A 13,966-nucleotide genomic window follows, 5' to 3' on the forward strand; every position below is an offset into this window, starting at 1 on the left:
AAGACGCAAGGAAGCTCTCCTTCGCGCCTTTTCCACCTGCCTTCTATTTTGTCACAGGTTTTATTTCATGCTCCAATTCTTTTCCGGCCAGCAGCCTTTCGATATTCAGGACCGATAAATCGCTGATCCGCTCAACCGCGTCAAAAGTAGCACCTGCAATATGCGGAGTGGCAACCACGCTTTCCATTGTTGGCAGCCTGTTTACAGGAGGTTCGCTTTCAAAGACATCCAGCGCCGCTCCTTGGATTTTGCCTTGATCAAGTGCAGCCATCAAATCTTCTTCATTCACCAGCCCGCCCCTTGCAGTATTGATAAGAAAAGCGCTTGGTTTCATCATTCCGAGCGTCTCCTTATTGATCATATGCCGGTTTTCCGGCGTCAATGACGTTGCCACTATGATAAAATCGGCTTCTTTGAATAATTGCTCCTGTTCGACAAATTGTGCCTGAAGCTGTTGGGCAGCAGCATGATCTTTGTGATGGCCGAAAACCAGTGTCCGCATACTGAATCCTGTCGCCCGCTTCGCGAGTTCTTTGCCGATTGCACCAAAACCGATAATCCCTAAAGTCTTGTTTGACACTTCAACGCCCATTGCGGTCGTCCAACGGCCGGCTTTCAAGTCATTGTCTCTGGCAGGGATGTTCCTTGCAGCCGCCAGCATCAAGGCAAACGCATGATCCGCTACTGCAGGTGCATTGAGCCCAGGCGCGCTGGTGACGCGGATGCCTTTTTCATGGGCATAGGAAATGTCGATGTTATCGACTCCTGCGCCGTATTTGACGATGAGCTTCAAATTCGGAGCTGCATCCAGCACTTCCCGGTCGAGTTTCACGATATTGACTACGATAATATCGGCGTTTGCCACTTCCGCCTTTAGCTGCTCTTTTTCAATGCCTTGGTCTGTATGGAGGACGGACACTTTGCCGAACTCCTTCAATTTAGCAATCAGATGCGGGTCCGCTTCATAGAACGCTTCCTTCAGCATCAGTACGATATTCATAAAATCCCTCCACCCATTTGCCTTCTCCCTTTTAAGATACTACACTTTTTAGAATATTATCAAAAAAACCGAAAAGGCGTTTGCATTTTTGCAGAATAAAAACCTGCCTTTCAGAGAGAACCGGTTTTCGTCAGAATTAATATCGACTGCTGGCATCCCACTTATCCAATCGCTCTTAATTCATTCCAACAATTGCCATTCATTCTGATAATAGAGGGGGTTATGTAAAACAACTCCTGATGGCATCGCTCGGATACACGACAAAGTTCATTGAACACGTCTTCATTGATGTAATAGATTCTGCAGCAATTGGGCATTGCCCTTAATTTTGGAGAGGCATCTGCCCAAGCGACTTCCTGCAACTCCACCCATACACTTTGTGTTCCAGATAAACGTTCTATGGCTAAACGGCCAAACAGCGTAATATACTGATGCCCATTGTCCCAATGCCTATCTTTCACTCTTGTAAAACGGTAAAGGACTTCTTCACGCTCCCCTTCTTTTTCCAAGTCATTCCCCCCTTTCCGTTTTAATCCGATTAATATACAAAAAAAAGCCGAAAAGAATCAGCAGATTCTTTTCGGCTTTGTTGGCAGCACTAATGTCTTCAACATTTTACCGATGTATCAAATTGGCATAACCAATGTATCCAGTTCGTTCATTTTATCTTAATAGAGTTTGTCCAGAACGTAAAGGGAAGCTGACAAACTTGCTATACCACTTTAAGCCCTCACTCAACGGTCTACGAATTTTCTATGTTCCCCTTTTACCAGCTGGGCAAACTGCATTTGCGCCTCCGGCAATTTTAAGAGCAGGGAAATGTTTTCGTCATCCGACAGGTATTTCTCCACTTTTCCATTGTTCCATATGATATAGCCATACCGATAGTCCGCTTCCAGTTCGTTAAACCAATGTTCCCCTTGGAGTTTTCCGATTTGCCGTTCCAACTTCTTTTTGGGATCGTAAGAGTCTTCCAAAACACTGCTCAGCTTCTCCTCAAAAAATGATCCAAGGAGCCACATTGCCAGCCTTGAGAGAATGCCGAAAACAAACATCGCCGCCTGGTAAAGCAATCCGAAAATCGTCTCTGCCATCCCTTGCACCTCTTCTTTCTTGCTTGCAAATCCTGCTGTTTCTACTATATCCATAAGCTGGGAATAGTTTCAACTTCAGAAAGTCCGAGACTGCACGGCAAAGCGAAAAAAGCCATCGATGCTATGTACAGCCTCGATGGCTTTCTCCATATTGCGGATTTACTGAAGTTCGATCCGTTTAACTTTTTCCGTTTTCTCTTCATTCGCTTTCGGCACCTGCAGCATCAGCATGCCGTCCTTGAAAGAACCTGAAATACTGTTTTCATCAATATCCCCGACATAGAAACTGCGCTTGAACGATCCGTAAGAGCGCTCTTTGCGGATGTAATGGCCATCCTCTTCCTTCGTTTCCTTCTTTTCTTCGTGCTTGCCTTCCACTTCCAAATAGCCGTCCCGGTACTCGACTTTCACGTCTTCCTTCGAGAATCCGGGAACATCCATATCCAATTCATACCGGTCGCCCATGTCTTTGATGTCGACTTTCGGATAGTTGTTTTCTTTGAAAAAGCGGTCAAACAGATCCGTTTCAAAACCGCTTCCGAATAGGTTCGGGAAAAAATCATCACGACCGCTCGGCAACATTTTCTTCATTTTGAATACTCCTCCTCTTTGAATTTTGGCATTCACACCGGCAGGCAACAGGAACGGCAAGACAAAAAAGCGCTTGTAAGGTTCCGCCTCCTTCCATTGCAAGAACCTGAAAGCAAGTATGATAAAATAAACTGAATACTTGCTTAATTCAATAAAATTATAATCCTGGTCTCCTCTTTTGTCAATAAACCACTTTCTCTGTCATCTTTATGATTCTCTTGGCCATTCTTATCGCCTTCCGTCTGCATCGCTTTGCCAACGCAGATTTCCGGATTTTTTAAAAAAAACCGCCATCTACCCCCCTGGCATGCTTTATGTAAATTAAGAATAGGGTATACAAAATTACTCGCTACAGTGGGAACATACAAAAGGAGTGGTTCCATGTTCATCGCCAGCCTGCTCGTCATCATCGGTTTCATGTTCGTCCACATTTTCACCGATACGATTAAATACCTGCATGAAAAGCTGACCAATCGGTTGATGTCCCTGGTTTCGGGCGGTTCCATCGCTTATGTCTTCCTGCATCTTGTCCCTGAGTTGACCCATTACCAGGAAGTGGCGGAAAAAGAATTGCTGGCCACATGGCTTGAGAATATCGATTACGTTACGTACATCTCTGCATTGCTTGGCATCGCTGTGTTTTACGACATCAACCAGCTGAGCGAGAAATCTGAAAGGGAAAACAGGAGACGGGAAAATCTTACACGGCCTTCCAAGCCCATCTTCGTGCTGGAAATCAGTGCCTTTGCTATGTACAATGTGTTGATCGGCTACCTCCTGCAAGAATTGAGCGGCGACAATATCGGGGCTTATATCGTTTATTTCATCGTTTTTTCTTTCCATTTCATCGCCAACAACCGGATTCTCCACCTGACGCACGAAGATTTGTATACGCGGGCGGGCAGATGGATCTTGGCGATTTCGGTCCTGGTCGGCTGGATTTTATACGAGACCACCCATGCCAGCGAATTGACGCTTGCCTTCCTTTCTTCGTTCCTGACAGGCGGCGTTGTCCTCAATATCCTTAATGATGAATTGCCGGAAGAAAAAAAGAGCAGCTTCCCATTTTTCTTGATCGGCATGGCATTCATCGCCATCTTGCTGCAAATCATTACGCCATAGAAAAAAGGACCTCAAAGGTCCTTCAGACTGTAGACAAAGTCTAATTTAAATGAATAGAGATGCATAAGCTCGACCGGGCTGGCCACTTCGCTTTCCGTGGGCTCGGCTTCAGCCGCTTCCCTTGCTCCTGCGATTACTCGTCGCAAATTGAAAAAACATTCGCTACGCTCAGTCCAGGGTCTTCAGCTCGAGTCGCTCAGTCGCTTCGCTCCTTCACTGCTCCCACAGGAGTCTCGTGGCCAGCCCGGTCGGGAGCGTCATCTGTATCTGATAGAGGAGATAAGAATACTAACCCTGCTTTGGCCTGCTGAGAACAAGCCGCTGGCTTCAGTATCCGCAACGGAAGGCGGCGACTCCTGCGGGATAGCGAAGTGCCGAAATCCACTCGGACGCTAGTCCGAGTTAGTTCGGCGCGAGCCCGCGGAAAGCGTCCGCCTGAAGTGGAGGATCCTACACAGCTTCTATTAGTTTTATTCATCGAATTGAAAAATTATTCTTTTGTCTACAAGCTCAAGGACCTCAAAGGTCCTTTTTAAGTGGTTATTTTTCTAGAGCACCGGTAATTTTTCCGAGCATGTTTTCGACATCCGATATCCGCCCGTTGCCGTCTTTGAACAGGATATGCTTGCGCTCAAGTTTCGTCGGTGAATCGACGCCTGCTGCCGCAGCGATGTTGAAGAGGCCGGCGCGCAGCGACGTGACGTAATTGGTCGTCCGGTACATTTTCTCTTCCACTACTAGGCCGCTCTGCAGGTCCGGATCCGTTGTCGCTACTCCGGCCGGGCAAGTATTCGTATGGCAGACTTCAGCCATGATGCAGCCGACGCTGATCATGAAGCCGCGCGCAATCTGCACCAGGTCCGCGCCCATAGCAAGCGCAATCGCCGCTTTGTCCGGTGTGATGAGCTTCCCTGAAGCAATCAGCTTGACTTGGTCACGGACGCCGTATTCACGGAGCACTTCATCGACAATCGGGAGGGCCGTCATGATGGGAAGGCCGACCGAGTCGGCAAGTTCCTGATATGTAGCACCTGTTCCGCCTTCCCCACCATCGATGGAGATAAAATCCGGTCCGCTCATCGGGCCGCGTTCTTTCAAGATCTGGGCCATTTCACGCAATCCTTCGATATCGCCGACCACAATTTTCATGCCGACCGGCTTGCCGCCTACTTCGCGCAGCTCGTCAATGAAATCGAATAGTTTCGGAAACGTATCGTATTCCACAAAACGGTTCGGGCTGTTGACCGTCTTGCCGGGTTCGATCAGACGGATGCGTGCAATCTCTTCTGTCACTTTCTTTCCTTCCAAATGCCCGCCTCGGGTCTTCGCCCCTTGGGCAAGCTTCACTTCAAACGCTTTCACTTGATCAATCGCCGCTTTTTCCTTGAATGCGTCAATCGAAAACTCGCCAGCCGGCGTCCGCACGCCGAAGAGCCCCGGGCCGATCTGCATGATGATGTCGGCGCCGCCTTCGAGATGGTAATCCGACAATCCGCCTTCACCTGTGTTCATCCACGTGCCGCCTGCCAGCGCCAAGCCTTTCGACAAGGCGGAAATCGCATGGTCGCCAAGCGCTCCATAGCTCATGCCGGCTTGGCCGACAAGGCCTTTCAGGCGAAACGGCTGGCGCACACGCCCCTCGCCAAGGACCACAGCATCTTCATCACGGAGGTAGTACGGATCAATCTGCACTTCCTCGCGGTGCTCTTTGCGCGTCATCAGCCCTTCTTTGTCGATGACATATTTATACGTATTGACTTTCTTCGAGTTGTCGACGCGGAGTTCGGTATCCAGCCGCGGAAACAGGCTGTTGCGGATATAAAAGCCTTCTTCTTCAAAATCCCGGTTCGAGCCGAAGCCGATCAGGCGCTGATTGTATTTTGAAGCGCGCGTCACATCTTCGAACTGCATGCGCGAAAACGGCTTACCTTCATTGTCATCCGAAAACAGGTACTGCCGCAGTTCCGGCCCGACCGCTTCGGTCATGTACCGCACCCGGCCCAATAGCGGGAAATTCCGAAGAATCGCATGCTGTTTCTGGCGGTCATCCTTCTGGTACAGGTATGCTATATACGCCAGCGGCGCGGCAATCATGGAGCCTGTCAGTGCCGTCGGCAAGTATTTTGAAATTTTCCCCATAAATAAACCACCTCTTTAAAATTTGTCTTCCTTTTTTCTACTGCAGCGAACGGAATGCTTCCTTGATCGGTGTCTCCCCGGCTGCAATCCCGAACGATTGGTTGAATGCCTCCTGGCTCTCGAGGGCTTCCACCACCACAGCCGCAACGTCTTCATAGGGGATTTCGTCATCAATGCCGCTGTCGGCAGGCGAAATGGCAATGTTCCCTTTGCCCGGTTTGCTGACAGAGTTTGAAGGCCGAATCACGGTATAGATGAATCCGGATCGTTTCACCAGTTCTTCCGGCTGTTCTTTTCCGCCGGTTTCCTTCGATTCATCCGATTCATCCGGATGGACCGGACTCACGTAAATGAACCGTCGAATGTTTTCCTGTTGGGCAGCTTCCACAGACCGGATGACCGCTTGATGATCGACCAGTATGTTTTTGTTCTCTCCCGCAATCGGATTGGCTCCGGCAATATAAACGATGGCTTCGCACCCTTTCAATACGCCGGAAAATTCCTTTTCCTTCGTGACAACGACTTCTGAAGCGCCGAGCATCCGGAGCTCTTCTGCCCGGTTCTGCGTTTCTGCCATCGTAACGGACTCATGCCCGCGTTCAGCAAGCTGCCTCAATACATGCTCCCCGACGTCTCCGCCGCCCCCAAAAACAAATACTCTCATCCAACCCCTCCTCGGAATTTCTTCGTCATTCCTTGTTTCCCCTCTCCTAGGCGAATAAAACAACTTGGCGGAGGTCACTGCAATTGCGCCCGCCGGTAGCCGCCGTAATGCGCTTCCAGCCATTCGCCCAGGCTGAATAAAGCGGCTTCGTTGCCATTCTTGCTGATCAGTTGGACACCGACCGGCATGCCGTTCTCATCCTCGCCGATCGGGACCGTCAAAGCCGGCAGCCCCCAGACATTTGCATACGCTGTATAGGGCATGAAGACCTGATAGGTTTTCTTGATTGAAAAGATTTCACTGTACATCATCCCGTGCTTTGGAGCCCCGGTATGGTAGACAGGCATCACCAGGATATGCTGGTGCAAATAGCCATCGAGGATATGGTCGCCGTGCCGGATGGCTTTATGGATTTTCTTCAGCCTCCTTGGGGTCGGCTTGAACAAGCCGGCGCCGACAAGCGCCCAGGATAAATACTTATGGATATCCGCTTTGCCTGTCAGCCGCTCTTTGACATAAGCCTGCATCGGAAGTCCGGAAGGTCCGCCGAACGCTTCCTGCCGGGGCCCTTCCGCTCCGCCGATCGACATGATTTCCTGCCATATCTGTGCCGACTCCTCGAAATAAGGCGGCACCTCCCTCTCCGCATCAAACTCCTGCAGCAAATCCGCATAGATGGAGTCGAGCAGATGGGCAGTAGCCGGCGACAAAGGATACGCGGTCTTCGGCAGAACATTGAATGTGAATTTGCCGAGCTGTTTTTCCGGTGCCGGCTTTTTCGCCACAATATTGTAAAGGAGGCGGGCATCCCGCACCGATTTCACGATCGGCCCGATGCCGAGCATACGTGATTGAAGTTCATGTTCTACCTTTGGATAGCTGCCTTTTGCCGAAACTTGGCCGTTTCCTGATTTAAAGCCGACCACCCCATTGAAATGGCTCGGGAACCGGATGGAACCGCCAATGTCCGATCCAAGCCCAGCCGCAGCAGCCCCTGCTGCGATCATTGCTGCTTCTCCGCCACTCGATCCTCCTGCCGTACGGGTCAAGTCATACGGATTGTTTGTCCGGCCGTAGAGTTTATTGTCAGTCTCCTGGCAAAAGCACAATTCTGGGGTATTGGTTTTCCCGAGGACGATAGCCCCTTCCGCTTTCAACCGGCGCACTGCTTCCGCATCCCTATGCTGCACAAACCCTTTTCGCCTTAAGAGACCACCTGTCGTTTGCATCCCTGTGACATCGAACGCTTCTTTGATGGTAATCGGCACTCCCAGCAATCGGCCGGCCGCTTCGTTCTGCGCAATTTTTCGGTCCGCCTCTTCCGCCTCTTCCAATGCAGCCGCAAAGCGATTCTCCACCAAACCGTTCACCAAAGGATTGATCCGTTTAATATGGGCAATGTATTGCTCCACAGCTTCCCGTGAAGTCATTTTACGAGCCGCTATCAGCTCTGCGATTTGTGTCGCATCCATATCCAAAATGCTCGTTGCAGTCTGTCCATAAGTTACCAAAGTATTTCCCCCTTAAAATTATCTTTCTATTCAGATTATATAATACTTGAAAAGAAAGGGGGGGTTATTTCTCCATGCAAAAAACCGTGGTCGATGAAGTACATCGGACACGGTTCAATGGATAAAGTGAATCCTTGTGATACTCATTCGTTTATGGACGCACCGCCGTTGCGAAGAGAAGGATGCGCCTGTCAGCTTTTCGGAGGAAACCCGCAAAGCCTGCATTCATTTGATCAACCGGCGGACTTCCCGGTTGCGGTAGATCGGCGTCAGGAAATAAAGTTCCTGGTGCCGCTTTTTGGAAAGCAGAACCAATTCCTCAAAAACCGGCTTCGACACGGTGAATCTGCGCATAGCATCCGGCATCTTCTTCATTTTTTCCGGAGCCCCGCTCCAGTTCACTTCTTCAAGCTCAACCCATGCGGTTTTGGTTTCGGCATTGCAATCAACCGAAAGCCGCGCGAAAAGCGTGATGAATTTGCGCCCTTCTTCTTCATGGGTATCTTTCACCCGGGTGAAGTAATATTTCGCTTCTTCTGCACTTAAAGGATGATCCGATTGCACGAACTTCATCTCCTTCGCGTATCTCGCCTATTCTAAAGACCTCTTGCTTATACGTTTGTTTGCATGAAAAAGTTTCGGTTGAATTCGAATTTCAGCTTGTTTGACGGCGAGTGGGGATTCTCCCCGCTTGTCGCCTGTACTGTTCTTGTTCAATGACCATCCATCCGCGCAGCCGTTCTCAAACTATCGTTTTTTTCTCTTGAGGGCCCTCTTGGATCAAGTTTATATACCGGCTGCCTTCAGCCCCTGCCAAAATCCGGTTGCTTGTGAGACCTAGAAACTCCAACGCTTCCTGGCGGTTCGCTTCTGTGTCGCTGCTGAAGATGTGCTTGGAGATCCCAGCGATGCCGCTCCGTTTTGCCAAGCGGTCCAATTGATTTTTCATGAAAGTCGAATTGCACAATACGGCCACTTTTCTTAAGTACGGCAAAAGCCACAGCTGCAGGTCTTCCCAAACATCGTAGACTTCTGGGGTAAACACGAACGGCTGCCCATCGACAACCATCGCTTCGTTGTCGATCAATAATTTAATTTCTCCCCGTTTCAGTAGCAGCGCCAGGCTTTTGATATTCTGGGCAATCTTCTGCACATCGTTTTCATTGAGGGGCCCTGCAATCCTCCATGAAATCACCTGATCGATCAGGTTGATGTCATAGATGAACCGTTCCTCAAGCGGTTTCTTGAGCTCACGTTTGAAAAAAGCGGAACGCGGAGCAAAACTTTCGTGCTCAAACAAGTACGAAAGATCCACATCCAGCGCATTGGCCAGTTTTTCAATATTGAGGAGCGATAAATTCTTCTCGCCTCGTTCGATGGCGCCTACATAGGAGCGGTCCAATTCAGCCCGGATTGCCAGTGACTCCTGTGTAATGCCAGCCTTCAAGCGCAGCTCTTTCACGCGCTTTCCGAAATCGGTTAATACCACCATAGAAACACCCCTTCCCTGATTGTTCTAGTCTGTTTAAAAATGAAAAACGCCGTACAATCGGCTCCTCTCCACTCGGGTTTGCCAGTAACACCCGGCTTTTGGTGCTCCTGCTGAAACAGCAGGCCGCATCCGCAGCCGGGTTCCCTAGGAATAGGCTAACGGCTTTTTCTTCCCTGGATTCCGCCGGAACCCCTGCCGGATCCCCTTCAGTTTCCGCCAACCCTTATGCCCGAATGTCTCCTGTTCCGCCTTTTGGAACTTCCAGACAATGCGGGCATTGAATTCTACTTCTTCTTTTTGTGCCTTGGCGATCATTTCCAATTCTTTCATCATTTCAACTACCTCCGTCCGTCTCCTCTAAATTCGGCGCAATGCCTGAAGGAGTCCACCACCTCAACCATTATAGAAAGTGGCTTTACGAAACGCTACGGACGATAAATCTCTTTTATCGGATTTTATTAATAATTTATGATTTTCTTTCGATACACTAACGCTTTATTGGCCAAAAGGTCCACTCCTGGCCAATTCCCATTCATTCAATGATCATATATCGCTTTAGCCAGCAGCTTCTTTTTACGATGCCGATCAGGATTCCGCGTCGTTTTGCGGTGGCCATGAACCGATCAGGCTGCGGACGGTTACGACTTGCCCGGCATGATAGCTATTATGGTTGACGAGCACCATCAGCAAATCGGCGCGTGTCCGTCCGGATTTCCCGTATCCCGGCTCCGAAAGATCTTTGGCGGCCTCTTCTTCACCGGCCTTCAATCCTTGTAAAAAGCGCTCGACCCCGGATTCCCACATTTCGCGGGTTTGCGGCGCCGGATCGGCCGGCCATGATTCTTCAGGATGCACGGGATCTTTCACAGTTTTGTTTTTCAAGTAGACCAGCATAAAATCCTGCCAGTAATTCATATGGAAAAGCAGTTCCCAAACAGAATGGGGGCAATTGTCGGGTTTCTTGCCCGCTGCCTGCCAATCCAACCCCTCAAAAATGCTTGCGGTGTCTACATGCGCCGAAGCCCCATGCAATCCACGGTGGAAAAAAATTTCCGTCATTGTAATTCCTCCCGCCAGTCTGCAGCTTGGTATAAGCTGCGTTATCCTTTTTAAATTCCACATCGAATTCCATAATCCTTTTTCTGCCCAATGTTTAGCATTCTGCAGAACGGGTTGATATAGTATTGGAGACAATAAGAATTTAAGGAGTGTTTTCATGCAAAACTTAACAGGCAAAACCGCCATTATCACAGGCGCCGGCCGGGGCATCGGGCGCGCAGCCGCCATCGCTTTCGCCAAAGAAGGCATCAACGTCGGGCTCATTGGCAGAACCGGTGCGCATCTTGAAGAAGTTCTGAAGGAACTCGAGCAATACGGAGCCAAAGCTGCCATGGCCGCTGCAGATGTTTCCGACAGCGAGGCTGTAGCCGCGGCTGTCGAACATATCCGCTCGGAACTCGGTCCCATCGATATCCTGATCAACAATGCGGGCATCGGAAAATTCGGCAAGTTCCTTGAATTGTCGCCAGAAGAATTCCGCAGCATCATCGATGTCAACTTGATGGGCGTCTATAACGTGACACGGGCCGTCCTTCCTGAAATGATCGATCGCCAAAGCGGCGATATCATCAACATCTCTTCCACTTCCGGCCAAAAAGGAGCGCCGGTCACAAGTGCCTACAGCGCTTCGAAATTTGGTGTGCTTGGTTTGACCGAATCGCTGATGCTTGAAGTCCGCAAGCACAACATCCGGGTCAGCGCGTTGATGCCAAGCACTGTGGTCACCGACTTGGCGTACTCGGAGAATTTGATCCAAGGCGACCCGGAAAATGTCATGCATCCCGAAGACTTGGCAGAAGTCATGGTGGCACAATTGAAACTGCATCCGCGGATCCTGCTGAAATCCGCTGCACTTTGGTCGACCAATCCATAATATCGATGCAACCGCCCTTCATGTTCATGCATGAAGGGTTTTACTTGTTCCCGGCATTTCTTTAAACCGCACAATCAGGTATACTGAAATCAACAAAAGACTGAATTTTTAGATAAAAGGAGGAATTCCATTGAAGAAATATCTGCAAGCGGCTGCTGCAGTGGCCGCTGTAACAGTTCCGCTCCTCTATGTTTCGGATATGCGGCGCGCTTATAAGCGGCTTGAAGAATACGGCGTGGCGCGTTTCAAATCCGAATTTGGCCAGATGACCTACATTGAAGAAGGCGCCGGTGAAGCGATCCTCATCAGCCATGGCATATTCGGCGGCTACGACCAGGGCATCACTTCCCTCAAGGCCATTGTCGGCGAAAACTGCCGGAAAATCGTCCCTTCCCGTTTTGGTTATCCCGGCTCCAAGCTGCCGGCCCATCCGACGCCTCAAAATCAGGCCCGGGTGTTTGCGGAATTGCTCGACGAGCTGAAGATTGAAAAAACTTTCGTCTTGGCCACTTCTGCCGGCGGCGCAGCCGCGCTGTCATTTGCGCTTGCTTACCCCGAACGGACAAAAGGGCTGATTCTTGTGTCTTCCGGTGTTCCGTCCTGCAAAATGACACCGGAACAACTAAAGCCGGCCGGCCCCCCGATTCCGTTGTTGAGCGAATTTCCGATGTGGCTGACAACCAAATCAATGGGGCCGATTTTCGGCGTGCTGTTCGGTTCGGATGTCGACAAGGACTTTCTCAAGACAATGCTTCCGGTGAAGCCGCGCCGCAAAGGCATTGAGACGGACGCAAACATTACCAATCTCGACATGGACTTGAATTACGAAGAGTACCCCGTCGAGGAAATCAAAGCACCGATTCTTGTCATACACGCCAAGGACGATCCGATGGCATTGTTCGACAACACCGAAAAGTTCATTGCCCGGACCCATCCGGAAACGGTGCTTTTTGAAAGCGGCGGACACCTTTTATCCGGCCATGAAAAAGAAGGCAGCACCGCCGTACAGGAATTCATCCGCCGGCATGCATGAAGAAGAACAGTTCACAGCCAGTTTAGGAACTTCTGATTGTTTCCAATTCATGCACGTATATCTTTATTCCCCGTCCTTTTAAAACAAGCTAGTTATTTGCTCACGAAAACAGTACAATGTTTAAAAAGTTATTATCGCTCTTGGCTTGTTTAATAAATTTTTATTCTATAGGTTATTTGATCGGGGGATCAACCAAATTGAAATCACGTTGCAGAATGTTCATCACCGCTTTTCTGGCCGCCGGGTTGGCACTGGCCGGCTGTGCGCCGGAACCGGCCGCCGTCTTAGAAGCCAGCTCCCGTAATTTCGGCGCCCGCTTGGCACCGTCAAGCGAAGTTCCTACCGAATTCAGCCGCACCCGCAGCGCTTCAATTTCAGCAATCGGGGATGTGCTTATTCACGGCACTGTTTATCAGGACGCCAAAACCGCAGATGGCTATGATTTCAATCCGATGTTCAAAGGAGTCGCCCCGTTCCTCTCCCAGTCCGACATCACCATTGCAAATTCGGAAAGCCTCATCGGCGGCAGTGGAATCGGTGTGTCGACCTACCCTTCTTTCAATAGTCCTTTTGAGGTGGGCGACGCCATGAAAAATGCCGGCGTTGATATTGTGTCGATGGCCAATAACCACACACTCGACCGCGGCGAAACGGCCATCCGGAATGCACTCGGCCACTGGCGGTCGTTGGGCATTTTGACAACAGGCGCCTTTTTGTCCCAAAAGGACAAGGACCACGGTGTGTCCCTTTCCAAAAATGGCATCATGTTTTCTTTCTTGTCCTATACGTATGGCACAAATGGAGTAGAAACCCCTCGGGGAAAAGAATACCTCGTCCAACGGATCGACAAGGAAAGGATCAGACAGGACCTGGCGATAGCCCGTGCCGAATCTGATATCGTCGTGCTCAGCTTGCACTTCGGGGTCGAATATGAAACCATGCCGAATGCCGAACAGATCGAGCTCGCGCATTTTTCAGCAGAACACGGAGCCGACGTCATTCTTGGACACCATCCACACGTGCTCCAGCCCGCCCAGTGGATCCAGGCATCCGACGGGCGAAAAGTATTTGCCGTGTATTCACTGGGCAATTTTCTGTCCGGGCAAGACGTGCTCGAGCGGAAGATCGGCGGCATCGTCCACATCACAGCTATAAAGACAGAAAAGGCCGGATCTGAATCGGTCATGCTGGCAGACCCGGCTTTCACGCCGACATTTGTCGAAAACACCGATTTGAAGGATTTCCAAGTCAAACTATTGAAAACCGTCGATCCAAAGCTTAACGAAGCAACAAAACGGCATATAGCGAGATGGATGCCGGAAATGGAATTTCAAGAATAAACCCTTGCTTATAATCAAACAGCCCCTTCCTTGCCAGTATGCTGGCC

15 protein-coding genes are annotated in these 13,966 nt (G+C 50.0%); 4 read left to right on the top strand and 11 right to left on the bottom strand.

The features are described from left to right. Nucleotides 1-43: 43 nt before the first annotated feature. The 4 genes from ACFSDB_RS07785 to ACFSDB_RS07800 form a co-directional block, all read right to left on the bottom strand. On the bottom strand, nucleotides 44-1,000 hold the full coding sequence (locus ACFSDB_RS07785; RefSeq protein WP_204891741.1) for a phosphoglycerate dehydrogenase: 957 nt from the start codon (nucleotides 998-1,000) through the stop codon (nucleotides 44-46). 161 nt (nucleotides 1,001-1,161) lie between these two features. Further along, nucleotides 1,162-1,509 carry a hypothetical protein gene (locus ACFSDB_RS07790; protein WP_204891742.1) on the bottom strand — a complete coding sequence of 116 codons (348 nt, stop codon included), beginning with the start codon at nucleotides 1,507-1,509 and terminating at the stop codon, nucleotides 1,162-1,164. A gap of 225 nt (nucleotides 1,510-1,734) precedes the next feature. Continuing rightward, the gene (locus ACFSDB_RS07795; RefSeq protein WP_204891743.1) at nucleotides 1,735-2,094 is read right to left on the bottom strand and encodes a hypothetical protein; all 360 of its coding nucleotides are present in this window, start codon (nucleotides 2,092-2,094) and stop codon (nucleotides 1,735-1,737) included. A gap of 159 nt (nucleotides 2,095-2,253) precedes the next feature. Beyond that, nucleotides 2,254-2,685 carry an Hsp20/alpha crystallin family protein gene (locus ACFSDB_RS07800; protein ID WP_204891744.1) on the bottom strand — a complete coding sequence of 144 codons (432 nt, stop codon included), beginning with the start codon at nucleotides 2,683-2,685 and terminating at the stop codon, nucleotides 2,254-2,256. Between the two features lie 381 nt (nucleotides 2,686-3,066). On the opposite strand from ACFSDB_RS07800, the gene ACFSDB_RS07805 reads away from it, so the two are divergent. Beyond that, nucleotides 3,067-3,807 (top strand): hypothetical protein, encoded by a 741-nt coding sequence (locus ACFSDB_RS07805; RefSeq protein WP_204891745.1) that lies wholly within the window; start codon nucleotides 3,067-3,069, stop codon nucleotides 3,805-3,807. 540 nt (nucleotides 3,808-4,347) lie between these two features. On the opposite strand, the gene ACFSDB_RS07810 is transcribed toward ACFSDB_RS07805, so the two are convergent. From ACFSDB_RS07810 to ACFSDB_RS07840, 7 genes are all read right to left on the bottom strand, one after another. Beyond that, complete coding sequence (locus ACFSDB_RS07810; RefSeq protein WP_204891746.1) at nucleotides 4,348-5,946, bottom strand: FMN-binding glutamate synthase family protein; 1,599 nt, start codon at nucleotides 5,944-5,946, stop codon at nucleotides 4,348-4,350. Nucleotides 5,947-5,983: 37 nt separating this feature from the next. Further along, nucleotides 5,984-6,610, bottom strand: coding sequence for an NAD(P)H-binding protein (locus tag ACFSDB_RS07815; RefSeq protein WP_204891747.1), 627 nt, complete (start codon nucleotides 6,608-6,610; stop codon nucleotides 5,984-5,986). A 74-nt stretch (nucleotides 6,611-6,684) separates the two neighbouring features. Continuing rightward, nucleotides 6,685-8,121 carry an amidase gene (locus tag ACFSDB_RS07820; RefSeq protein WP_377339672.1) on the bottom strand — a complete coding sequence of 479 codons (1,437 nt, stop codon included), beginning with the start codon at nucleotides 8,119-8,121 and terminating at the stop codon, nucleotides 6,685-6,687. Nucleotides 8,122-8,346: 225 nt separating this feature from the next. After that, complete coding sequence (locus ACFSDB_RS07825) at nucleotides 8,347-8,685, bottom strand: hypothetical protein (RefSeq protein ID WP_204891748.1); 339 nt, start codon at nucleotides 8,683-8,685, stop codon at nucleotides 8,347-8,349. 178 nt (nucleotides 8,686-8,863) lie between these two features. Continuing rightward, the gene (locus ACFSDB_RS07830; protein WP_204891749.1) at nucleotides 8,864-9,613 is read right to left on the bottom strand and encodes a helix-turn-helix domain-containing protein; all 750 of its coding nucleotides are present in this window, start codon (nucleotides 9,611-9,613) and stop codon (nucleotides 8,864-8,866) included. Between the two features lie 144 nt (nucleotides 9,614-9,757). Then, on the bottom strand, nucleotides 9,758-9,946 hold the full coding sequence (locus ACFSDB_RS07835; RefSeq protein WP_204891750.1) for a hypothetical protein: 189 nt from the start codon (nucleotides 9,944-9,946) through the stop codon (nucleotides 9,758-9,760). A gap of 252 nt (nucleotides 9,947-10,198) precedes the next feature. After that, complete coding sequence (locus ACFSDB_RS07840) at nucleotides 10,199-10,672, bottom strand: DinB family protein (protein WP_204891751.1); 474 nt, start codon at nucleotides 10,670-10,672, stop codon at nucleotides 10,199-10,201. A gap of 157 nt (nucleotides 10,673-10,829) precedes the next feature. Between ACFSDB_RS07840 and ACFSDB_RS07845 the strand changes: the two genes are divergently transcribed. The 3 genes from ACFSDB_RS07845 to ACFSDB_RS07855 all read left to right on the top strand — a co-directional run bounded on the left by ACFSDB_RS07845 (nucleotide 10,830) and on the right by ACFSDB_RS07855 (nucleotide 13,919). Further along, on the top strand, nucleotides 10,830-11,546 hold the full coding sequence (locus ACFSDB_RS07845; protein WP_204891752.1) for a 3-ketoacyl-ACP reductase: 717 nt from the start codon (nucleotides 10,830-10,832) through the stop codon (nucleotides 11,544-11,546). 130 nt (nucleotides 11,547-11,676) lie between these two features. Next, nucleotides 11,677-12,579 (top strand): alpha/beta fold hydrolase, encoded by a 903-nt coding sequence (locus tag ACFSDB_RS07850; protein WP_204891753.1) that lies wholly within the window; start codon nucleotides 11,677-11,679, stop codon nucleotides 12,577-12,579. A gap of 197 nt (nucleotides 12,580-12,776) precedes the next feature. Beyond that, the gene (locus ACFSDB_RS07855; RefSeq protein ID WP_377339678.1) at nucleotides 12,777-13,919 is read left to right on the top strand and encodes a CapA family protein; all 1,143 of its coding nucleotides are present in this window, start codon (nucleotides 12,777-12,779) and stop codon (nucleotides 13,917-13,919) included. The last annotated feature ends 47 nt before the right edge of the window (nucleotides 13,920-13,966 follow it).

It is taken from the genome of Planococcus chinensis (assembly GCF_042681545.1).
GTDB lineage: Bacteria > Bacillota > Bacilli > Bacillales_A > Planococcaceae > Planococcus > Planococcus chinensis.